We start from the raw sequence: 22911 nt of genomic DNA, 5'->3' as shown, positions 1-22911 counted from the left end.
TATGTCGAACTATCAGGATGAATATAACAATGCTGCGACTAATCCTCAGCAGTTTTGGAAAGAACAGGCTCAGCAGATAGATTGGTTTACGTTTCCTACTCAGATCTTATCTGATGATGAAAATGGCATTGAGCGCTGGTTTGCTGACGGCGAGCTGAATACCTGTTGGCTTGCGCTGGATTACCACGTTGCCAATGGCCGAGCCAACAACACGGCGCTGATTTATGATTCGCCAGTCACGGGCACCAAAAAGCGTTATTCCTATGTTGAGCTGCGCGATGAGGTTGCGAAAGTGGCAGGGATGCTCAGCAATCTTGGTGTGGAAAAGGGGGATCGCGTGGTGATTTACATGCCAATGATCCCTGAGGCTGCGATGGCAATGCTCGCTTGTGCCAGATTGGGCGCTATTCATTCTGTGGTGTTCGGCGGGTTTGCGCCTAATGAGTTAGCCGTGCGTATCGAGGATGCTGAGCCAAAGGTGGTTTTGACCGCTTCGTGTGGCATCGAAGTGAACAAGGTACTGGAGTATAAGCCCTTGGTGGACAAGGCGATCATGGATAGTCGCTGGAAGCCTTCAAATGTAGTGGTATTCCAGCGCCCGCAAGCGTTGGCAGAGCTTGGTCACGAGCGCGATGTTGATTGGCAAACAGCGGTATTTGCTGCAAAGCCTCATGAGTGTGTTCCTGTTAAAGCGACTGACCCGTTATACATTTTGTATACCTCAGGCACCACAGGTAAACCTAAGGGTGTGGTTCGCGATAATGGCGGACATGCGGTTGCGATGAAGTATTCGATGAGCAGTATCTACAATATTGACCAAGACAGAGTTTTTTGGGCCGCATCTGATGTGGGCTGGGTAGTAGGTCACTCGTATATTGTGTATGCGCCCTTAATCCATGGCTGCACCACTTTGTTATTTGAGGGCAAGCCAGTAAGAACACCAGATCCCGGTGCATTTTGGCGAGTGTGCGAGGAGTATGAGGTGCAGGCGATATTCTCGGCTCCAACGGCATTTAGGGCCATCAAGAAAGAAGACCCGCAAGGGGTTGAGCTAGCAAAATATGACCTTAGCAAGCTTGATACTATCTTCATGGCGGGTGAAAGGCTAGATCCACCAACGCTGGAGTGGGTGACGCAGATGACCAGTAAGCCGGTTATCGACCACTGGTGGCAAACAGAAACCGGCTGGGCAATCGCCGCCAATTTAACGGGCATTGAAATGATGCCAGTAAAGCCAGGGTCGGCAACCGTACCTGTTCCGGGTTATCAAGTGGAAATTTTGGATGAATCGGGAGATAAAGCGAGCGCTAATCAGCAAGGCTACGTAACCCTAAAACGCCCGCTACCTCCAGGTTGCTTGCCAACGGTATGGCGGAATCACGATAGGTTCCAATCTGGGTATCTGAGTCATTTTGATGGGTATTACCTGTCAGGTGATGGCGGCTACATGGATGAAGATGGCTACCTGTTCATCATGGGTCGTATTGATGATGTGATTAACGTCGCTGGACACAGATTGTCGACTGGTGAGATGGAAGAGGTGGTTGGTGGCCATCCAGCCATAGCGGAATGTGCTGTTGTGGGTATCCATGATGACCTTAAGGGTCAGAAACCGCTGGGCTTAGTTGTGCTTAAAGACGGTGTATCTATGGAAGACGCCACCCTTGCTTCTGAGTTAGTGGGCAAGGTTAGAGCAGAGATCGGCGCTGTAGCGTGCTTTGACCAAGCGCTGGTGGTGGATAGGTTACCTAAAACCCGTTCCGGTAAAATCTTGCGTCGCGTGATTCGCCAAATTGCCGATGGCGAGCAGTACGTGGTGCCATCAACGATTGATGATCCAAGTAGTTTGACTGAGATTGAGAGGGTGTTGGAGAGGTAAACGCGGGTATGCCATTGACTATGTTCGACACAACCGTCATTCCGGCATGACGATTAGGGAGGGTAGCTCAAAGGGAGTTAGTGTGCGTAGTAAGAGATTGCCGATAAGAGCACTCGGCAATGACGAGAGTGGGGGACAATGGTGCGTATGTGCATGGCAATGGCATGTGAATAGATGGCAATGAAGGATGTATGTTCAACAATAGCCGTACATACAGACTCGTCATTCCGGCAGTGTTTTAGCCGGAATCTGGCCAAGCGGAATCTGGCTCTGTGAAATCTAGGTTCGTTTAGCCAAAAGATTGCCGATAGGAGCACTCGGCAATGACGAGTGTGGGGGGTAATGACGCGTGTGTTGGTTAAAGTAGTTGTCATTCGAGCAATGTTTTAGACGGAAGGCGTAATCCGTAATTCGAAATCCGCATAATGCATATACCTCATGCGCCGCCCTCGTCATTCCGGCGGTCTCTTAGCCGGAATCTGGTCCAGCGAAATCTGTCCCAAAGGGAGTTAGTGTGCGTAGTAAGAGATTGCCGATAAGAGCACTCGGCAATGACGAGTGTGGGGGACAATGGTACCCTTACCCGTGCGGCATGGCTTGACGAGTGTGTGTGGGCCAATGGTGCGTGTGTTCGGGGTAATGACGAGGATCGTCGATTGTGATTTATAGAAACAATAAAACCCCGGATAGCTGCGCTGTCCGGGGTTTTTCTTTGCGGTAAGTTACTTGGTCAAATCAATCTGATACAGAGCAAAGCCGCTTTCGTCTGTCGCGACTTGCTTCATTGGGTATTGACCCTTGTCTTTAATAAACTGCGCTGCTTTCTCACTTGGTGAGGTTTCAAAGCGTACATCCAGTTTGGTGTCGGTCTTCACTGGAGCAAAGCGCCAGTTGTTGTCTGCGCTTGGGGTGACTTCACCTTTGTCTGCACTTACTTGTGAGATGTAGTTCGCAACGATAGTGCGGTTTTCATCAGGTGAGTCGAATGCGATGAAGTCAGGGCCGGTACCTGGGAAGCTGTTGCTGTAGGCACGGTAGTTGTTGGTGGCGATGATGAAGTCTTGCTTCATATCGATTGCTTTACCTTGGTAGGTAAGGCCAACAATACGCTCAGACTCAGGGTTGATTACCTTACAGCCAGCATCGTATTTAGGCGGTTGAGTCACATCGATTTGGTACTCAACACCATCAATCACATCAAAGTTGTAGGTTCTGAAGTTGTCCCAGTCGATAAGACCTTGAGGCTCGGTGCTGTTCACATCAATTTGGTTGAACTGACCAGCACTACATTCTAGCCATTCTTTTACTTCGTTACCGGTGACCTTAAGTGCCACTAGGGTATTTGGATACAGGTATAGATCAGCCGCGTTACGGAATGTCAGCTGACCGGATTCCACCTCGGTGAAGTTAGCCGGATCATTCTTACGTCCGCCAACTTTAAACGGCGCGGCGGCAGCAAGTACAGGGATACCATCTAGGTCTGGGTCACCTTGGATGAAACGCTCAACGTAATCCTTTTGTGCAAGGTTAACGATCTGAATAGTGGGATCGTCCTGCACAAGTGCAAGGAAGCTGTACATTACATCGTTGGCTTTACCAATAGGTTGGTTAACAAACTCACGTGTGCCTTTATGATCTTCTTCTAGTGCTTTAACAATGCCAGCATCAGGTTCTGCCAAAGACTTGTTGTTCGCGGTATCAAAGATTGGACGCGCTTCAGATTGGCCGTCAGCTACTACCCATTTACCATCTTCTTGTGCCAAAGTCAGGTCCATAACACCCACGTGGCTGCCCCAACGACCTGGCATTACAGCGGTTACGCCATTGATTGTGCCTTTTTCGTTATCGATGCCTTGGATGTTATCAAAGCCTTTACCTGGGAATACCGCGTGAGAGTGACCAAAGGCGATGGCATCAATACCTTCCACTTCTGATAGGTAGTATGTGGAGTTTTCTGCCCCTTGTTTGTACGGGTCTTGTGATACACCAGAGTGAGGGATCGCGACAATGATATCAGCGCCTTCTTTCTTCATCTGTGGAACCATCTTCTCAGCGGTTTCTTTGATGTCTTCAGCGTAAACACGACCTTCTAGGTTCTTCTTGTCCCATACCATGATTTGAGGTGGTACGAAGCCGATGTAGCCCACTTTTACCTTGTGAGACTCGCCGTCTACGTCAGTAAAGGTATGCTCTTTGATGATGTATGGCTTAAACAGATGCTCGCCGGTTTTTTTGTCAAACACGTTGGCACTGATGTAAGGGAATTCAGCATCGTTGATAGTTTCGAATAGAAACTCAAGGCCGTAGTTGAATTCGTGGTTGCCGATGTTACCGACATCGTAATCAAGCTGGTTCATGGCTTTGTAGACAGGGTGTACTTCACCCATTTTAATGCCTTTTGAAGCCATGTAGTCGCCCATTGGGCTGCCTTGGATCAGGTCACCATTATCAACCAACACACTGTTGCTTACTTCGGCGCGCGCTTCTTTTACTAGAGTCGCTGCACGTGTTAGACCGATTTTTTGTGATGGAGAATCTTTGTAGTAGTCATAGTCCATTACATTGGTATGAATGTCGGTCGTTTCGATAATACGAAGCTTGATTGTGTCTGCCATAACAGGGCCTGCCATTGCTAGCATGCCACCTAAAACGGCCAGTGAAATTGGTTTGATTGAGGTTCTCATTGTGCGCTCCACGCCAAAAGAGTGATAAACGCGCTAAATGTAACAAATTGCGAGGAAAGGTCGCGGGATTAGTGTGAATAGGTCGCGATATTATTGCGAATATGCGACCTATCTCACGACTCTTTAAGCGGGTTGGACGTCGAACTTGCGTAAGTATCTAGGCAGCATAGTTTCATTGCCTAAAATGCCACCTTGGTGAACATACAGTACATTGATGTCTGGATTCTCATCCATCCATGGTAGTAGGCAATTCCACATGTAAGGGTCATACAAAAGGTCAAACTCAACGTTGGTGATTTTCTCTAGTTTTTGCCAAATTCGAAATTCACTTTCATACAGCTTGCCAAAGTGATGCTTGTAGTTCGCAGACAAGACGGTAGGAAAGTGCTTGCCACCTAGCTCTTGCCACTGAGTCTGAAGATACTCGCTGCCGCCCACACAGGCGCAGGTGAGTACAGGGATATCGTGTTGCTTGAGGTGTTTGTGTAGATAGAACGCTGTGGTGCCAGTGCCAGAGGGAAGGGCGATAGCAAACTTTTGATTTGGGCGGTAGCGAGTCCAGGTGAGTAATTCGCTCGCTAACCCTTTAATGCCTTCTTCTGAGAGGTAAGAGCGCCCACCTTCGGGGATCACCAGGCAATTTACCTCTGGTTGTCTAACGTCTCGAATGTAATCAGCAGGGTGAATACCTTCTGAAAAGGCACTGTCACATTCTATGATACTTGCGCCAAGTTCGAGAGCACCTCGGTAGTTGCCTCGAGGATTGTCTTTAAGCCACTGCGGAATACGCTGAACGTAGAATTCCAGCTTCCACTTTCTGATTTTACACAGCGCCGCCAAAGAGTAGAGAGAGTTGGCTTGTATGGAACCGTAACCGATAAGGGTATCAATGCCAGCATAATCATCTTGTAACAACCGCATGAATTTTCTAGCTTTATTGCCAGAAAAATGTTGATGTAGTTGGTCATCGCGCTTTAAATAAAAGCAGTGGTCGCGAAAGATATGTTGTGTAACTGGACTAGTATCAAGTTTCATAGGTGTGCTTAGCGATCATTATATGGCGAGTCGAATCAGCAAAAGTCGGTCATCTTAGTGTTATTTGACGCGTAAACCAAGATGATTTGTTCACATTAAAACGAATTTATATAAAGGTATGGAATGAAAAACGGACGCTTTTTGCGTTTTGCTAAAGTAGGGGCCGCAGGTTTTGTGGTGGATATTTTAGTATTTTCGATATTGGTTTACTGGTTTGGTTTACCCACCATGCTATCGAGAGTGCTTTCATTTATCGTCGTTGCTAACACAACTTGGCTTGGTAATCGCTTGTATACCTTTAAAAGTACCTCAGACCGCTTTGGTCAATGGAAGCGTTTTTTTCTCTCTGCCTGCATCTCAATGTTGCCAAATCTGATGGTCTTTAAGGGCATACTGCTTTTCCTTGGAGAAAATCCTATTACCCATGTCATTGCGTTCGTGTGCGGTGTTGCAGCTGGTCTAGTGAGTAATTATCTGCTCAGCGCCCGTTGGGTCTTTAGATAAAAAAGGGTCGCTAAATGCGACCCTTAGAACATATCTATTAAGCAGGAAGAGTTTGCGCATCTTGCACTTTATCTTGGATAGTATCCGGCTTGCTTTCGGCACCGTGCATCCACTTAACTAGCGTATTCGACATAAACAGTAGAATAATACCAGAGACGGTTGCTGCTACTGCAATGCCACCAAAGATGGACATAGCGCCGTAATCACCTACGTGAGAACCAATGAAGCCCGCTACGTAGTTGGCAATGGCATTGAAACCAAACCATGCGCCCATTAACAGTGATGCTAGGCGAAGCGGAGCAAGTTTTGTCACCATAGAGAGACCGATTGGGGAGATACACAGCTCGCCTAAGGTGTGGAAGAAGAACGCACCAACCAACCAAAACATTGAAGTCTTAACGGTCTCATCGCCACCTTGTTGTAATACAGCGCCTACCATGAACAAGAAGCCTACTGCCAGGAAGAATAATGCCATAGCAAATTTCACTGGTGAACTTGGTTCACGCTTACCAAGCTTAACCCATACCGCTGCCAATAGTGGTGCTAGAAGCATAATGAAGAACGGGTTTAGCGATTGGAACCAAGCTGCAGGGACTTCAAAGTTACCTAACATGCGGTCAGTGTATTGTTGGGTATAGATGTTCATCAGGCCACCAGCTTGCTCGAAACCTGCCCAGAATACGATAACGAACAGACCCAGTACCATGATCACTTTTAGTCGATCAGTTTCTTGTTTGGTCAATGGAGCTTTCTGTTTGTTTTTGTTTTTCTGTAGAGCAAGTTTAGCTGCAGGAACAGTGCCGATTTTACCCAACCAAGAATGGCCAAGGCTTACCTGAAGTACCACGCTCAGTACCATACCGATGCCCGCCACAAGAAAGCCTGCGTTCCAACCGTAAGAGTTAGCCACACTACCGGCAACAACACCTGCGATAAGCGCGCCAAGGTTGATGCCCATGTAGAAGATAGTAAATGCACCATCACGACGGTTATCACCTTCTTCATAAAGGTCGCCAACCATCGTTGAGATGTTTGGCTTAAACAGACCGTTGCCCAGAATAAGTAGGGTTAGACCGAAATAGAATGTGGTATGGATATCGAGTCCAAAGGCATGGTTAGGTAGTGCCAATGAAAATTGGCCCAAGGCCATTAATACACCACCAATAAGAACGGATTTACGTTGTCCTAAGAAGTTATCTGCAATCCAGCCACCTATAAGAGGGGTGATATAAACTAGGCCGGTATAGATACCATAAAGATCTAGCGCTTCCTTGGTGCTCCAACCAAGACCGCCATTAAGTGTGGTATCTGTAAGATAAAGAACAAGGATGGCACGCATTGCGTAATAAGAGAATCGTTCCCATAGCTCAGTGCTAAATAGGAGAAATAGGCCGCGCGGATGGCCTAGAATGTTTTTTTGAATAGTCATAGTTGTGTCTGTATATAGTCGTTTTTAGTATGAACGCAGTTAGGTATACAGGGATGAAGGCATCACATCAATCACCGTAAAATGCATTAAAAATGCATATTTAGTGATTAAGTTATTGTTATATAGAGATTAATTGGAATAAATAGCACGCGAATCATGTGCTGGAAAGTAACTTTCCATTTTTGCCTGTCAAAATTCACCCAGAGCAATTATTGCGCTGAATTTGCTTGTATTGCAGGCGGTTAGGCTGTTGTTTGTCCACAAAAAAATCCCCAATAACTGTTTTCTGATTATTGGGGATTAATTCATATTTTCAGGACTTTTAAAAAGCCTATGAGACCGGCTCTTGAGTTGAGCCAATCGACTTAAGCGTAAAGCTCTAGGTTCTCTTTCGCGTAAGCTTCAAATTCTGTACAGCCGCCAACGTGGTCTTGGTCGATAAAGATCTGAGGTACTGTTTCTACAGGTTTACCAACCGTCTTCTCCAGATCTGCTTTTGAAATGCCTTCTGCATGGATATCAACGTAACGATAGTTAAAATCTTCACGCTTCTCTTTAAGCTCTTCAGCAATGTCTTTTGCGCGAACGCAGAATGGGCAGCCTGGACGACCAAAAATAACTACAAACATAAAATTCTCCTTTTCCGATGCTGAAACTATGCCTCAACCCTTCACTGAAATAAAGAATAAATTACCTGTTACTGTGATAGGAAGCACCTATCAAAACTAAGCGGTAACGGTTTCAGCAAAACTAAGATATCAAACGGAGTGTGATCTGATATGTAATGTAAACTGTTTGTAGGTCTTTATGAAAAATTTGATTGAAGTAAATCAATAAATTAGTACCCATTAGGGTGCATGCTAATGTTTACCCTAGAGACTAACAGAGGATGTTTCTATGTTTCAGTTCATGACTACATCAAGGATTATATTCGGCGAGGGAGCTCTTCAATCATCGCTCTCAATCCTTAATCAATTTGGCTATAGTGTTTTGCTAGTGACAGGAAAGGACCTTTCTCGCTCGCAGATGATTACCCGTTACCTAAAAAGCCAGTCAATGCGTTATCAACATATTTCCGTCAGTAACGAACCCAATATTACTATGGTTGAGGAATCCGCTGTTGTAGCGCGTCGCTTCAAGCCAGATATGGTGGTGGCGATTGGTGGGGGGAGTGTGATAGATATGGGTAAAGCGCTAGCGGCGATGGTGACCAATAATGGGGATTTGTACGACTATGTAGAAGTGGTCGGAAGAAATGTGCCGATTAAAGCTGCGCCTCTGCCTATGATTGCGATTCCAACAACGGCCAGTACAGGGGCGGAAGTCACTAAAAATGCCGTACTAAAGTCAGGCCAAGATAAGGTAAAAGTAAGCCTTCGCAGTCCGGAGATGCTACCTAATGTCGCCATTGTCGACCCTACATTAACCTACGGCACTGATCCTCAAACCTCAGGGCGAGGCGCCATGGATGCATTTACGCATCTTATGGAGGCGTACGTGTGTGGTGAACCAAACCCTTTAACGGATATGATTTGCGAAGAAGGCCTCAGACGCTTAGCGCGTTCTATTATCCCAGGATGCCGTCAAGATAACCCAAGAGCGCGTTCAGATCTTTCATTTGCCGCTATGCTAGGTGGGATGGCGATTACCAACGCAAAACTGGGAGCCGCACATGGCTTAGCTTCGGCTCTGGGTGGCAAGATTAGAGCACCACACAGTGTAATTACCGCTAGGCTTGCTCCGTTTGTGATGAACGAAAACATGCGCGCTGCCAAACAGAGTGGACGAAATGACCTGTTGACACGTTATCGCAAGATAGCTCAATTTGTCACAGAGAATGATGATGCACACATGGATGACAGCATTCACTGGGTAAACAGTATGTTGGATAAACTGGAGTTGCCTACATTATCTCATTACGGTATTTGTGATGCATCTTTTGATGCCATTGCCGATGATGCGTTGAAATCGGTGGCAATCAAGGGAAATCCTTTACCTCTCACTCATGATAGGTTGGTCGAAGTATTGAATCAGGTTTGCACCTGTGAAAATAAGCAAAATCGAAGAGAGCAGGGCGACCTGTCTGAGATGGCATAACAATCCAGTTAATGACGGCACTACACAGTACAAAGGCTTAGCTGATTAGCTAGGCCTTTGTGTTTACTGCGGCTGTACTCCGACATTCAACGTGTACTTGCTATACCCAACCCGCACTACAGCTGGATTTTTTCTGCTATTAACCCCCGTCTTAACCCCTCCTTAACCCTGACTTTGTTACCTTGCTCGCAACTTCGCAGGGGACAACACCATGTTTCGATATTCCATTCTTACTTTAATGCTAAGCGGCTTGCTAGGTTGTGCATCTCATAGCGATACCAATTACGCCTCACAAGCATCAGAGACACAGAGCTCGACGATAGAGCAGGTAATACAAAAGGTGAGCGTTGAGCGCAACCTGACAATTACCGAGCAAACAGAGCCAAACTACCTGACTGATTTAGTCAATATTCCAGAACTAGAGCAATACCTTAAGGTAGCTTTTGAAAATAATCCCAGCCTTCAGCAGAGTGTATTGGCATTAAAGATCGCCGGTGCCGAGCAAGGAGTCACGGGGGCGGATAGACTGCCTTCGGTTACGGCTTCATTTTCTGGAGAGAACAGCGAAGCGAATGGAGAGCAATATAATGCCGATTTGACCGCCTCTTGGGAGTTGGACTTATGGCAAAAGGTTGCAGATAGCAACAGCGCAGCATTAAAAGACATCGCTGCCACCCAAGCAAATCTCGATTCCGCGCGCGATCTTTTATCCGCCAGTATTATGCGCGCGTGGCTTGAGATCAGTGTTAATCAGCAGTTGCTCGAGATAGAGCAACGTCGTCTCGAAATCTTGGATAACAACGAATCCTTGGTGCTAGACCGTTATCAGGTTGGATTGGGCAGTTTAGAAGAGCTAGATAATGCCAAAACTAGTGCTGCATCGACTCGAGCTACCGTCGCTCAGTACCAAGAAAACTTACAACAAAGTAAACGGGGTTTGTTACTGCTTACCGGACAGTGGAGTAAAGACACTGCTGCTCCAGAGGTATCAAGTGACTTCCCTGAAGTCATTAACCCCCTAGACAACCTGTCGATGCAGGATATGTCAGGTCGACCTGACCTAAGACAGGCCTTCTACAACATCGAAGCCGATACCTATCGTAGCGATGCGGCCTATAAGGCGATGCTGCCGTCTTTTAGTATCTCTGCAAGCCTGAGTGATCTGGCTGACAACCCTAGTGATGCACTCTTCTCTGATCCACTTTGGGCAATCTTAGGTCAGGTATCAGCACCACTGTTTCAAGGTGGAAAGTTAAAGTCAGAGGCAGAAGTGGCTGAATTGACCATGGAGCAGAGCTACTGGGCTTATCAAGAGATCCTACTTAATGCGGTCAATGAAGTGGAGAACGCTACGGGGCAAGAGTATGCCTTGTCGCTGCAGCAACAACACTTGTCTACGGCATTGACCAGTGCGAAGCGCAGTGTCGATAGTTACGAGCAGAAATATCGCGAGGGCTTAGTGGATATTCTAGACCTGCTATCTGTTCAGCAACAAGCCTACGACACCGAAGCACAACTGGTTAACGCCACCTACCAAAGATTATTAAACCGAATTGATTTAGGCCTGGCTCTAGGCTTGGGAGTTTCAGCATGAAAAAGAACGTAATCACTCTAGTTATCACCCTAGCTGCAGCAGGTTCAATTGCTGGTGTAGTGGGCTATAACGGCATGCAAATGGCCATGGCGAAAGAAGCCTCAACTCAACATGTTCAGCAGAATAATGTTGTGCTGCCAAGCGTTTCGGTTCAAACCACTACAGCAAGTGCTTATGAGGCCGAAGTGATTGGTTATGGGGAAACAAGACCACGCTTCGAGTTGCAATTTGCCAGTGAAGTAAGCGGGCGAGTGGAATGGTTGGCGGATGAGTTTGAGACCGGCAAGGTCATAGAGCAAGGCACAGTATTGGCAAGGTTAGATGATACGGCCTACCAACAGGCATTGTCTCAGGCTAAGGCTGATGTTGCCGATACAAGGCTGGAATTGCTTGAAGAAGAGCGCCAGGGCGAGCAAGCAAAATCTGAGTGGCAACGCTCGGGGTTGTCTGGTGAGCCAGCCTCTCCTTTGGTACTTAGGGAGCCTCAGTTAGCCAGCGCCAAAGCAAAACTCGTCAACGCTCAGCAAGCATTGGAAAAGGCTCAAAAAGACCTTAGCGATACAGAGATCAAGGCCCCATTTGATGCCTTAGTGGTCACGCGCGATGTACAACCCGGTACTTATCTTGCCTCTGGAGGCATGATCGCGACATTCTACAGTGTGGATCGTATCGAGGTTGAGATCCCTTTATCTGAGGCTCAATGGGCTAATTTGCCACAAAGCCAAGATTTTACGCAATGGAGTGTTGAGCTTACTGACAGCAACGGTCTACAAAGCTGGACTGGTGAGGTGGAGCGTGCTTATCAACACCTTGATTCTGGAACCCGTCAGCGCTCATTGATTGTGACGGTGGATAATCCCCTTGAGAAAGAACACCCATTGTTCTCTGGCACCTTTGTTCAAGCAAGACTGAATGGCGCAACGATGGAACAACTTTGGGAGTTACCAGCATCGGCTATCTCTCAACAAGGTGAATTATGGCTGGTGGATGACGATGGATTGCTGCACAAGGCTTCCGCTGATAAGGCCTTTGAACGTCAAGACAAGGTGTATGTAACGCCAGTTGTGACGGACAGTGAAGCTCAGGTTGTCCTTAGACCGTTAAGTACATTCAACGTTGGCATGAAAGTGTCGGCATCAGAAAACAGTTAAGGGCAAGACTATGAATACTCAGCAAAATGGCATTATCGCTTGGTTTGCCAGAAACTCTGTTGCCGCTAATCTGTTGATGGTTGGCGTGATCCTTGTCGGTCTTTTTTCTATGAGCTCCCTTCGTAAAGAAGCGTTCCCAAGCCTTGAACCCGATGTGGTAACTGTGTCCGTCACCTACGATAGTGGCGATCCTGCTCAGGCAGAAGAGGGCATAGCGATAAAGATAGAAGAAGCCCTAGAAACGGTTTCTGGCATTAAACGCATTACCTCGACATCGGACGCGACGGGAAGTCATGTTTCGATTGAAAAGGAAAGTACCTATGACCTAGATACCTTGCTCTCTGATGTAAAAACCAAGGTAGATGCCATCAATAACCTGCCTGCTGAGGCCGATAACCCGGTTATAGATAAGGCTCGCAAACAAGATCATGCACTATGGATCCAGCTCTATGGTGATGCAGACCGTGCCACGTTGCAGGACCTGGCGGAAAGCCTAAAAACCGACCTTCTTAGTCAAAGTGCGATCAGTGATCTATCGATCAATGCAAAGCTCGACCCTATGTTATCGGTTGAGGTTAATGAAGCTAAGCTACAGGCCTATGGACTAACGCTGAGTGATGTATCAGACGCCATTAACAAGGAGTCCTCGAGTGCTATATCGACGAGTTTGCGTAATGGTGATAAATCGGTACGACTCAGTGTCTCTGAACAAGCCTATGAGCTTCAAGACTTTAAGGCAATTCCAGTCCTAACCACTGCTAACGGAAGCCAAATCACTCTAGGTGATATCGCCACCGTTACCGATACCTTTGAAGAAGATAGCCTGAGTTTATCGCGCTACGATGAGCAAAGCTCAATGGGCATACAGGTCGTAATGGATGACAACAGTGATGTTGTTGATATTGTTGAGCAAGCCGAGCAGGTGGTAGAGCAATGGCGCGCGAGTAATATTCTGCCGGATAACGTTGAAATCGATACCTGGTATGACAAAAGCACCATGATCAAAGAGCGTTTGTCTTTGCTAGGAAGCAATGCGCTAACGGGTATTGCAATGGTGTTTGTGGTACTGGCACTTTTCTTAAATTTACGCGTCGCATTTTGGGTTGCAGCGAGCCTGCCATTTGTTTTCTTTGGCACCATGTTCTTCATGACGGACTCTTTTGTTGGCCTCACCATCAACGAGATGACCACCTTTGGCTTTATCATGGCGCTGGGGATAGTGGTGGATGATGCCGTAGTGGTGGGAGAGAGTATCTATACCACCAGGCGTAAATATGGCGATACTGTGTCCAATACCATCCTTGGCACAAAGAAGGTCGCAGCACCGACTATTTTTGGGGTACTGACAACCGTAGTTGCCTTTTTATCCATAGCGATGATCGATGGCAAAATGGGGCAAATCTATGCCCAGTTCGCCACCGTAGTGACGATTTGTTTGCTTCTTTCTTTGGTGGAGTCGAAGCTCATATTGCCTTGTCATCTTGCGCATGTGAAAACTCAAGATAGTGAGAGAAAGGGCTGGTGGGCAAAAATCCAAGGCGGCGCTGATTATTCTTTAGAGTGGTTCAACCATCGAATCTACAAGCCGGTTATTCGACAAGCCTTAAAGTTTCGTTATGCCGTAGTGCTGGGTTTTATCTCACTGTTTATTCTGGTGATTGGTATGCCGATGACAGGCGCCGTTCGAGTTGCCTTTTTTCCTGACATTGCGGGTGACACTGTCACTGCAGAGGTCAGCATGTACAACGATGCGAGCTTTGGTCAAACCCAAACCAACCTATTGGTTCTTGAAGAAAAAGCCATTCAAGTCGATGAGGTGCTTAGTGGTAACGAGACATCTTATATTTCGAGCCTTCAAGTGCTAGCGGATGAAGATAAGTCGGGCAAGGTGACGGTAGAGCTCGATGGCGACGCTCCTTACGACTCTAATCAGTTTGCGGATATGTGGTTAGAAACAGCGGGTCAGCTTGAGGGTGCTAAAAAACTCAAGGTATTGTCTGCGAAAGAGATGGTCGATAACTTCAAAGTAGAAATTAAAGCAAGCGATGAGGTGACTTTGACCGCCGCTGGCAACGAGTTTAAAGAGGCCTTGACCAAGATAGAAGGCGTTAGTGGCATTGATGACAACCTAGATCTTGGTGAGCCACAGTATCGTTTTGAGTTGAACTCTCAAGGTCGTGCGTTGGGCATGGATACGGCAAGTTTGTCTCAGCAAGTGTTGCAATCATTTGGTGGCGACATAGTGCAACGCTTTCAGCGTGGTAAAGATGAAGTCAAGGTACGTGTACGTTATCCAGAAGAGGAACGTCAAACCTTAGCGGATATTAAGCAGTCAAGTGTGCGCACAGCAGATGGTACCGTTGTGCCATTGATGACAGTCGCTAATGTGTACTCTGATTACCAACAATCAGAAATTACGCGAATCGATAATTTACGCGCAGTTTATCTTACAGCGGTCGTTGATAAAGATGTCATTTCTTCTAACGAGTTGGTGAGTAACCTTCAGCAGACCTTAGTTAAGCAACTGAAAGCGGATTACCCGACCTTGAAGATAGATTTTGCCGGTGAGGCCGAGCAGCAGCAAGAGTCAACGGAGTCCATGGAGAGTACGTTTGTGCTGGCGTTGATTGCCATCTTTGCTCTGCTGGCTATCCCGTTAAAATCCTATGTTCAGCCCCTGATTATCATGGTGGCTATCCCATTTGGTATTGTGGGTGCCATCTTAGGGCATTGGTGGAATGACTTAACAATCAGTATCTTATCGTTAAATGGTATACTGGCATTAAGTGGTGTTGTAGTGAATGATAGCCTGCTGTTGGTATCTCGCTTCAATGAATTGGTGGAAGAAGAAGGCTTATCGGTACGTGAAGCGATTAAACAAGCGTGTAGCGGGCGACTAAGAGCCGTTCTTTTAACCTCGATCACTACATTTGCAGGCCTTGCCCCGTTATTGAGTGAGACATCCATGCAGGCTCAGTTTCTTATCCCTGCAGCTGCGGCACTAGGGTATGGCATCTTGTTTGCTACAGTTATTACTCTGGTTCTGACGCCATCCATGCTTTTGATACAAGATGACGCAAAACAAGGGATTGCTAAATTAAAGGCCATGCTTGGGCCACAGCCAAATCCAGTGATTAGTTAAGGAAGATTATGAATAAAGGCAGCTTGCAATTTCTATTGGTAGAGGATGATCTAGATCTGGCTACCGCCATTATTGATTACCTAGAGCTAGAAGACATTGCTTGTGACCATGCCTCTAATGGATTGGCTGGTTTCAACCTGGTTAAGGAGAACCGTTTTGATGTGGTGATCCTTGATTTGAACCTTCCAAAAATGAATGGGCTTGAGGTGTGTGAGCGACTTCGAGAGCAGGGGGTCGATGTACCAATCTTAATGCTCACTGCTCGTGATACCTTGGATGATAAACTCATGGGGTTTTCTAACGGTGCGGATGACTATTTAGTTAAGCCCTTCGCTATGGAGGAGTTGATTGTTCGAGCGCAAGTACTGTCTCGCCGCCGCAGTGGTGAGGTTAGCAAGCTTATGGTTGCTGACCTAGAGTTGGATACTAAAGGACAAACCGCTACGCGAGGCGGCCAAGTGTTAAAGATTTCTCCGATTGGATTTAAGCTCCTTTCTGCTTTATTGCGAGCCTCGCCCAGTCTAGTCACTCGCGATAAGCTGATGCAAAGCGTCTGGGGCGATGAGCAACCCGATAGTAATAGCCTAAAGGTACACATGTTCAATCTTAGGAAAGTCGTTGACGCGAATAGTGAGGTGAAGCTTATTCATACGGTTTCCGGTCAAGGCTTTGTGCTTAAGCAAGAGGAAACTCAGTGAAGATCAAAACCAGCCTAAGGCTCTATGTCGTTGGCGCTATGTTCATTGCGGGTACCTTGGCCATTTTGGCAATGTCTGCCGTTGCGGTTAGCTATTTTTTCTCAGGAATGGACGTGGCGATGGGCAATTTTATGCGCTCACAGGCATTCGGAATAGAAGTGAGCGATGGGCGTCCGGTGCAGCGCAATGAATTAACGGTTGCCAGTCATTGGGAAGACTTGCCCCCATCGATACAAGCGCACTTAACCGCCGAGGATATGGAGTTTGGCATACTAGAAAAACACATTGAGGGTATCCCACTTATCGAAGCGCCCAAGGGGGGATACTTTGCTTTAAAACTAGAGAGAAATGGGGAAACTCGTTTCGTTTCCATGGAGCTGAACGATAAAGAAAAAATAGCTCACTTTGAGAAGCGCAAGGTACCCAGGTTTTTCTATATTTTATTGTTTGCTCTGGTAACGATAGGGCTACTGGCAGTTGCATTGTTGGTGTTGGTTCGTAAGGTCTCAACCCCAGTTCGAGGACTGCGAAACTGGGCCAAGGCGCTAGACAAGGAAGACCTAACTAAGCCCGCACCAGATTTTCGATATGGTGAGTTAAATGCGCTGGCAAATATCATTCAGTCGAGTTTAGCATCCGTTCAAGAAAGCTTGGAACGCGAGCAACGATTTTTAGGTTATGCCAGTCATGAATTAAGAACACCGATTGCGGTAATGCGTTCGAATACCGAACTGTTGAACAAGATGATTGAGAAGGGGGTTGCGCAAGAGAAACAGCAACAGGTGCTAGAACGCATCGAACGTGCTGGCTTTACTATGACGGACCTGACGGAAACACTATTGTGGCTTAACCGCCAGCAAGGTAAATCTCTTCCAAAACATGCGGTCCTACTGAGTAGCCTAGTTGAAGAAATCAGCTCAGATCTTGAGTACCTACTTCGAGGGAAAGAGGTAAAAGTGTTAATCGCGACAGATGAAACCAAGGTTACACTTCCTGTGGCTTTGTCGCGAATTGTGATCACTAATCTTATTCGAAATGCATTCCAACATACCTTTGCTGGAGAAGTGAGGATTCAACAAACCCAAAACAATCTGGTTATTGTTAATAGAGATGACTCTAAGGCAGAAGAGAGTAGCGATCTTGGGTTTGGGCTAGGGCTAGAATTAACCGAAAGGTTAGTGCAACAATACGGTTGGTATTATGAGAATATCGATACGGATGAAGGGCATAAGGTGGAAATTCATTTCGTTGAGTAAGCTCAAAGTGAATGGATTAGTCATTCTGCTAGAAGCTAATAATAAAAAACCCGCTTAATTAGCGGGTTTTTTATTATTAGAGCTGTTCGTCTTTGCCAAAGCGAGATTCACGCAGCGCTTCTTTTACGCGTTTTAGGTTGTCTCTGAAGCTACTACCACGTCGCAATGTAAAGCCAGTAGCCAACACATCGATGATCGTCATTTGAACGACACGGCTCGCCATTGGCATATACACATCGGTATCTTCTGATATATCGAGAGTGATGGTCAGTGATGCTGCTTTATCCAATGGAGAGTTCTTTGAGGTTATAGCAATAACCGTTGCACCATTGTCACGAGCGAGATGAGCTATTTCAATTAGGCTTTTGGTTCTACCTGTATGCGAAATCAACACCACTACATCATTATCCGTGCTGTTGATACAACTCATACGCTGCATAACCGGATCGTCAAAGCAGGTAATTGGGATATTAAAGCGAATAAACTTATTCTGAGCGTCTTTGGCTACGGCAGAAGAGGCGCCTTGGCCATAAAAAGAGATGCGTTTTGCTTGAGTTAGCAGGTCGACAGCTCGATTTACTTGTTGCGCATCTAAACTGTTTTTTGCTACATCCAGGCAGGCCATTGTTGATTCAAAGATCTTATGCGTGTAAGCGTCAGGGCCATCGGTTTCTTCAACGTTTCGGCTAACGTATGGAGTGCCATTCGCTAGGCTTTGCGCCAAGTGTAATTTAAAATCTGGAAACCCTTTGGTGTCTAAACGACGGCAAAAACGGTTCACTGTTGGCTCACTGACATCAGCCAGCTTGGCTAAAGTGGCGATACTAGAGTGAATTGCCGTTTGGGGGTTAGCCATTATTACTTCAGCAACCTTTCTTTCAGACTTACTGAAGTTCTCTAAATTTTTTTGTACTTTTTCTAAAGTATTCATGACGTTGGCTTATTGAATAATTTGAACGCGTGAACTCAATAATGAGGCCGACGGGCGCGAAAAAACGAATGAAATCAGTATATACCGTTATGTTCTAGCGGTGTAACAAAACCGAAATTTAATGACAAGTAATGCGTTAGAATATGACAAACTTCAAACTTGAAGGCGTAAATTACCCGTATTTAGCGACCAAATTGTGCAATATTTAGCGGCTAATTAATTTGTGAGTAAAAAAATTACAACTCAGATTCGATAGTGCTGACGAGGGCATCTATCTGTTTGTTTAGCGAAGGCGCCATCTTAGCGATCTCACGCTGTTCATTCAGAACATTTTTGAGTATGTCGTGAGTGGTCAATGGGTTTGCTAATACCACCCTAAAGACGATAGTGGTCATGCCGTCCCATTGCTTTGGCGTGAGTGTAGTACGCGATACAAATGACAAACCATTCTCACGTTGACGCTTCTGGATAAATTGCGTCAAACCATTCAATAATTCATTCAGTTTGTGTTTGTTCTTGCCCGTCGCTTTTTCTAATGCGGTGCGAACGCGCGCAGGAATATATCGATAAGTCAGTAAACACAATTCCGGGTCAGTAATGAGTTCAAAATCGTCTTGCTTGCTAACTAAGTCTGCAAAGAATCGAGCCTTGTCCAGACCTTCATTGATTAACAACTCATACCCTGGTCGGCTGATAATGTGCATGCTTGAGTACACCAGCATCGCCATACCCGAGCGAGAGCCTTCTAGAGAGTGACTACCAAGGTCTTTAGAGCCTTTTCGCAGAATGTAGGCCGCGTGATGTTCAACACTTGCCATGGCGTGAGGGTCTTTAAATAAAACCATTCCCGCACCCATTGGGATATAGAGCTGTTTGTGTGCATCAATGGTGACAGAATCCGCAAGCTCAATGCCCGCAAGCAGGTGACGGTGTTTATTCGACATTAGCGTCGCGCCGCCCCATGCTGCATCAACGTGGAAGTGGCATTGGTGCTTTTGGCATTGCTTTGCGATCTCTTCTAACGGGTCAATGTTACCGGTTTCTGTGGTACCGGCTATTCCGACGACTGCGATGGTTTTAATTCGGTTTGATTCAAGCTCAACCAGTTTCGTCTCTAAATCATCGAGGCAAATCTTGTTGTTCTCGTCAGTCTTGACGGCGATCAGGCTCTCTCTACCGATACCCAAGACGTCAGCTGCTTTCTTCAGTGAATAATGGCCACGCTCGGACACAAGGATCGCGATCCCTTCATAGTCGTAATGCTTAAGCGCCTTGAAAATACCTTGCTGCTCAATGCCTTTGAACTCCCCGTTAGCAGGAAACGCATTGTTTCTTGCCACCCACAAAGCGGTGATGTTCGCTATAGTGCCCCCGGAGCAAAATGCACCTAGAGAGTGCTGCGCGCTATGCATCCATTTGGCGTAGAAGTCATCGCTCTGTGCATAAATTAGGCTATGTAGCATACCCAAGACTTGACGCTCCAATGGCGTAAAGGCTTTGGAGGTTTCGATCTTCACCAAGTTTTGATTCAGCGCAATCATGATCTTTGATAGTGGCATCAAGAAATAAGGCAGTGCTGAGGTCATGTGACCAATAAAGCTTGGCGATGAGGTATGTACAGAATGAGACACTAGTGTGTCTAGCAGGTGCTGAGTGTGCTCTGAGACGAAAGTCGGTGACTCAGGCAACAGAGAATCGTTGAAGTCTTTTTCGATTTCTCGAAGGGGCTTTTCCTCAGCAACGATATGTTCTTTTAGGAATTCATTCAGGTTTAGTGAAAGCCTGTCTTCGATTTGAGTCAGTGTAGATTCTGGCCCTTCCGGAACAGTAAATATTCTGAGTAAGCTTTCGAAATCAACTTTCGCTGTTTTATCCTGTGAAACCATATTGAATGCGTTTGTGTTGCTGAAATTGCGAGACAATGTAATAAATAAATGAAGCAAAGTCTCGCATTATTTTTTATGTGTTGCTTTTATAAACAGCGTCAACGTATGACTAAGATTTACAGTCCATAGCGACAACGTCTTGAATTGACTGATTGTATGAGTCGAGAGCGCCTTGAATCTTGTTTGGATGACTAAGCAGATCAGCAAGGGCAGAGCGGAATTCATAGTTCTGCGGATGTGGCTTCGCTTGACGATATTCGAAGCTTTGTTTAGCGATGTTGCCTAGTTCATCATCACGTGTGGCTAGCTCTTTAATATCACTCTGGGAGAGTTGTAACCAGGACTCAACGTCTAATTCTGTAGAGACTTTATTCGGTTGCGACTCTAAAAAGGTATGTACAGCAGTGCGATTTAATTCAAAGTGCTTTTTACGGCCCTCAAGGAACCACTCACTGACTTCTTTAAGTTCTGGTGAATCTTGGCTCGTCATAGTCGCAAGATCTTGATACCAGTTGATAGAGGCATCGATGTAGGTATCGTATTTTTCGATCTGACATTCCGTGTTTGCTGCAAATGCAAAAGTTGGCAAAGCTGACAACAGTAAAACCAGCGTTTTGTTCATCTTATTATTCCCTAGGTTGATAGACCCTACGAGTGTAGTGTGGCTAATCTAGCAAATCTCATTTCAATTACCAAAGCGTTCAATGATTGAATGTGAGCAATAGCGCCTAATCTTTACATTCCTAATCCCGAAAAGGTCAGGATCAAGATAGGAACAAGCAGACTAAGGATAAAACCGCTCACGATAGCAACAGGTACACAGCGAATTCCACCGGTTTGTTGTATTACTGGTAAGGTAAAATCCATAGCAGTAGCACCTGCGTAACCAATGGCAGTACAAGGGCGAGTTTTTATTAGCATGGGAATGAAGATTAGCGCTACTAACTCTCTTAATAACTCAACGATTAGAGAGGCACTGCCATACAAAGGCCCGTAATTATCGGTGATCAGGATGCCAGTTAATGAGTACCAACCAAAGCCAGACGCCATAGCTAACCCCTGACTTAGGGGTAAATCTAACAACAGGGCAGAAACAATCCCCCCTAGCCATGATGTAATGACAATCGCGCTTGCGATGATCAGTCCGTGTTTGTTGATGATGATTTCACGAAGAGTCAGGCCACTGTTTCTAAGCTGGATACCAATTAAGAACAGCAGCACAAACAAGGTCCACTCACTCGCAGTATGTACCCACGACCAGTAGCCAGGAAAAACCAGACCGATAATGACCCCAAGAGCAACCACTACAACCAACTTAAGTGACTCTGATGCCATCTGTAGCAATGGCAATTTATTTTGCTTTCCATCAACCGCCAGCGGCAACTTTGCATCGATGAAGGGTAGAGCGATTAAATTGAATACACTCATGCTGACAAAAAAGCATGCGGTGACCGTCAGAATCTGCTTGATGTTGCCACCAAGGTTATCCATTCCCGCAATACTCAGACCCATAAGGAATAAGATGAATAACACAGTGTGCGAGCAGAACTGATTAATCTTATCGAGAATACGCGAGTTTTTTACTGAAATCAGATACCCAACAATAAGGGGTATAAAAATGAATAATAATCCTGAAAACATATGTTGCTGAGGCTCTTAATGTTTATATGCAAGTGAATTATCTGGCCTTGCATGAATCCCTTCGAAGATGGACTAGCTTACACCAAGCTTATTCAACAGACGAATAACTATTGCTCTCTTTAGCCATGATTTTTTTCAAATAATACAATTTCTTGTGTGAATATTGGGTGCGATCTAGCTCGCATCAAGTAGGACTTTTCTTCATCGTAATAATACTAGCGGTTTCTAGACAACCGTATGCCTGCCCGCAAAGATTATAAGGTACCGTTTGCATAAGCATTATTTGTGCATTTACGTACGGTAGTGAGAGGGAACTTAGGGAGAATTGTATTGTGGCTATAAATGGAATTAAGGCTGTAATTGGTGATATTGAACGCTTTGAAGGACTTTGTACACGTCCTATGTTTGGGGGAACGGGTTATTTTGTTAATGATGCCATGTTTTTACTGGTCGATGACAACAAGGCGTTCTTAAGAGGAGGTCAAACGCTGACTGAGGAGCTTGTTGAGTGGGGATGCGAGCAGTACCAATATCAGAAACGAATAGGCTGTGCCAAGGTGCAGTATTATAACATTACTGATATGCATGCACAGGAGAGAACTCGGGTTCAATTGCTGTTTTTTCGGTCTATTGAGATTGCGAAGCAAGATAAGATCAATTGTAATTGTCATGACCGAATTAGAGACTTACCTAATCTTCAACTTAGTATTGAGAGAATGCTGGCAAGAGTAGGCATTATTGATATCGCAGAGTTAAAGCAGGCAGGATCCAGTGAGTCTTTTAAAAAGCTACAACAAATCTACGGCTTAGACCTGAATATCAACTTGCTTTGGAAACTGGAAGGGGCGATCCGAGGGATTCACTTTTCATTGCTAGAGCACAACTTAAAAAATAGCCTTCTTTCTAAGGTAGCTTCGAGAGGGCACCCTCGCTCCTAACAATCATTTACTTTTATGATTGACGTACTACCTATAAAAGTAAAAA

General features: G+C 45.8%; 17 protein-coding genes. 9 read left to right on the top strand and 8 right to left on the bottom strand.

The window, feature by feature from the left end:
- Window position 1: 1 nt before the first annotated feature.
- Window positions 2-1879 carry a propionyl-CoA synthetase gene (locus D5I41_RS16050; protein WP_119010658.1) on the top strand — a complete coding sequence of 626 codons (1878 nt, stop codon included), beginning with the start codon at window positions 2-4 and terminating at the stop codon, window positions 1877-1879.
- Between the two features lie 722 nt (window positions 1880-2601).
- On the opposite strand, the gene cpdB is transcribed toward D5I41_RS16050, so the two are convergent.
- Together cpdB and D5I41_RS16040 are read right to left on the bottom strand one after the other, a co-directional pair.
- Window positions 2602-4563 carry a 2',3'-cyclic-nucleotide 2'-phosphodiesterase gene (cpdB, locus tag D5I41_RS16045; RefSeq protein ID WP_119010657.1) on the bottom strand — a complete coding sequence of 654 codons (1962 nt, stop codon included), beginning with the start codon at window positions 4561-4563 and terminating at the stop codon, window positions 2602-2604.
- Between the two features lie 123 nt (window positions 4564-4686).
- Complete coding sequence (locus tag D5I41_RS16040) at window positions 4687-5598, bottom strand: 1-aminocyclopropane-1-carboxylate deaminase/D-cysteine desulfhydrase (RefSeq protein WP_119010656.1); 912 nt, start codon at window positions 5596-5598, stop codon at window positions 4687-4689.
- Window positions 5599-5721: 123 nt separating this feature from the next.
- Here D5I41_RS16040 and D5I41_RS16035 point away from each other — a divergent pair, with 123 nt between their 5' ends.
- Entirely contained in the window at window positions 5722-6102 is a 381-nt protein-coding gene (locus D5I41_RS16035) for a GtrA family protein (protein WP_119010655.1), read from the top strand.
- Window positions 6103-6139: 37 nt separating this feature from the next.
- Here the strand turns inward: D5I41_RS16035 and D5I41_RS16030 are convergent, their stop codons facing one another.
- Together D5I41_RS16030 and D5I41_RS16025 are read right to left on the bottom strand one after the other, a co-directional pair.
- Window positions 6140-7531, bottom strand: a complete 1392-nt coding sequence (locus D5I41_RS16030; protein ID WP_119010654.1) for a peptide MFS transporter — start codon at window positions 7529-7531, stop codon at window positions 6140-6142.
- 365 nt (window positions 7532-7896) lie between these two features.
- On the bottom strand, window positions 7897-8160 hold the full coding sequence (locus D5I41_RS16025) for a GrxA family glutaredoxin (RefSeq protein WP_017028800.1): 264 nt from the start codon (window positions 8158-8160) through the stop codon (window positions 7897-7899).
- Window positions 8161-8428: 268 nt separating this feature from the next.
- Here D5I41_RS16025 and D5I41_RS16020 point away from each other — a divergent pair, with 268 nt between their 5' ends.
- The 6 genes from D5I41_RS16020 (at window position 8429) to D5I41_RS15995 (ending at window position 17469) form a co-directional block, all read left to right on the top strand.
- Window positions 8429-9628, top strand: coding sequence for an iron-containing alcohol dehydrogenase (locus tag D5I41_RS16020; protein WP_119010653.1), 1200 nt, complete (start codon window positions 8429-8431; stop codon window positions 9626-9628).
- 211 nt (window positions 9629-9839) lie between these two features.
- Window positions 9840-11222 carry a TolC family protein gene (locus D5I41_RS16015; RefSeq protein WP_119010652.1) on the top strand — a complete coding sequence of 461 codons (1383 nt, stop codon included), beginning with the start codon at window positions 9840-9842 and terminating at the stop codon, window positions 11220-11222.
- Window positions 11219-12373: an efflux RND transporter periplasmic adaptor subunit gene (locus D5I41_RS16010; protein ID WP_119010651.1), complete on the top strand. Its 1155-nt coding sequence runs from the start codon at window positions 11219-11221 to the stop codon at window positions 12371-12373. The genes D5I41_RS16015 and D5I41_RS16010 overlap by 4 nt, the downstream gene beginning before the upstream one ends.
- A 10-nt stretch (window positions 12374-12383) precedes the next feature.
- A complete protein-coding gene (locus tag D5I41_RS16005) occupies window positions 12384-15515 on the top strand; it encodes an efflux RND transporter permease subunit (RefSeq protein WP_119010650.1) in 3132 nt (1043 codons plus the stop codon).
- Between the two features lie 8 nt (window positions 15516-15523).
- A complete protein-coding gene (locus D5I41_RS16000) occupies window positions 15524-16213 on the top strand; it encodes a response regulator transcription factor (protein ID WP_119010649.1) in 690 nt (229 codons plus the stop codon).
- Window positions 16210-17469, top strand: coding sequence for a sensor histidine kinase (locus D5I41_RS15995; RefSeq protein WP_119010648.1), 1260 nt, complete (start codon window positions 16210-16212; stop codon window positions 17467-17469). The genes D5I41_RS16000 and D5I41_RS15995 overlap by 4 nt, the downstream gene beginning before the upstream one ends.
- Window positions 17470-17545: 76 nt before the next feature.
- Here D5I41_RS15995 and D5I41_RS15990 read toward each other — a convergent pair whose 3' ends face one another.
- The 4 genes from D5I41_RS15990 to D5I41_RS15975 all read right to left on the bottom strand — a co-directional run bounded on the left by D5I41_RS15990 (window position 17546) and on the right by D5I41_RS15975 (window position 21927).
- Window positions 17546-18400: a MurR/RpiR family transcriptional regulator gene (locus tag D5I41_RS15990; RefSeq protein ID WP_119010647.1), complete on the bottom strand. Its 855-nt coding sequence runs from the start codon at window positions 18398-18400 to the stop codon at window positions 17546-17548.
- A gap of 236 nt (window positions 18401-18636) precedes the next feature.
- Entirely contained in the window at window positions 18637-20286 is a 1650-nt protein-coding gene (gene panP, locus D5I41_RS15985) for a pyridoxal-dependent aspartate 1-decarboxylase PanP (protein WP_119010646.1), read from the bottom strand.
- Between the two features lie 109 nt (window positions 20287-20395).
- The gene (locus D5I41_RS15980) at window positions 20396-20908 is read right to left on the bottom strand and encodes a hypothetical protein (RefSeq protein ID WP_119010645.1); all 513 of its coding nucleotides are present in this window, start codon (window positions 20906-20908) and stop codon (window positions 20396-20398) included.
- 113 nt (window positions 20909-21021) lie between these two features.
- Window positions 21022-21927 (bottom strand): LysO family transporter, encoded by a 906-nt coding sequence (locus D5I41_RS15975; RefSeq protein ID WP_119010644.1) that lies wholly within the window; start codon window positions 21925-21927, stop codon window positions 21022-21024.
- A gap of 332 nt (window positions 21928-22259) precedes the next feature.
- Between D5I41_RS15975 and D5I41_RS15970 the strand changes: the two genes are divergently transcribed.
- Window positions 22260-22865, top strand: a complete 606-nt coding sequence (locus tag D5I41_RS15970) for a TfoX/Sxy family DNA transformation protein (RefSeq protein WP_186811096.1) — start codon at window positions 22260-22262, stop codon at window positions 22863-22865.
- The last annotated feature ends 46 nt before the right edge of the window (window positions 22866-22911 follow it).

Origin of the sequence: Vibrio superstes, from assembly GCF_003569005.1 — a bacterium.
GTDB lineage: Bacteria > Pseudomonadota > Gammaproteobacteria > Enterobacterales > Vibrionaceae > Vibrio > Vibrio superstes.
The sequence above is the reverse complement of the archived record's forward strand: the minus strand, read 5'-3'. Positions and strand labels throughout refer to the sequence as shown.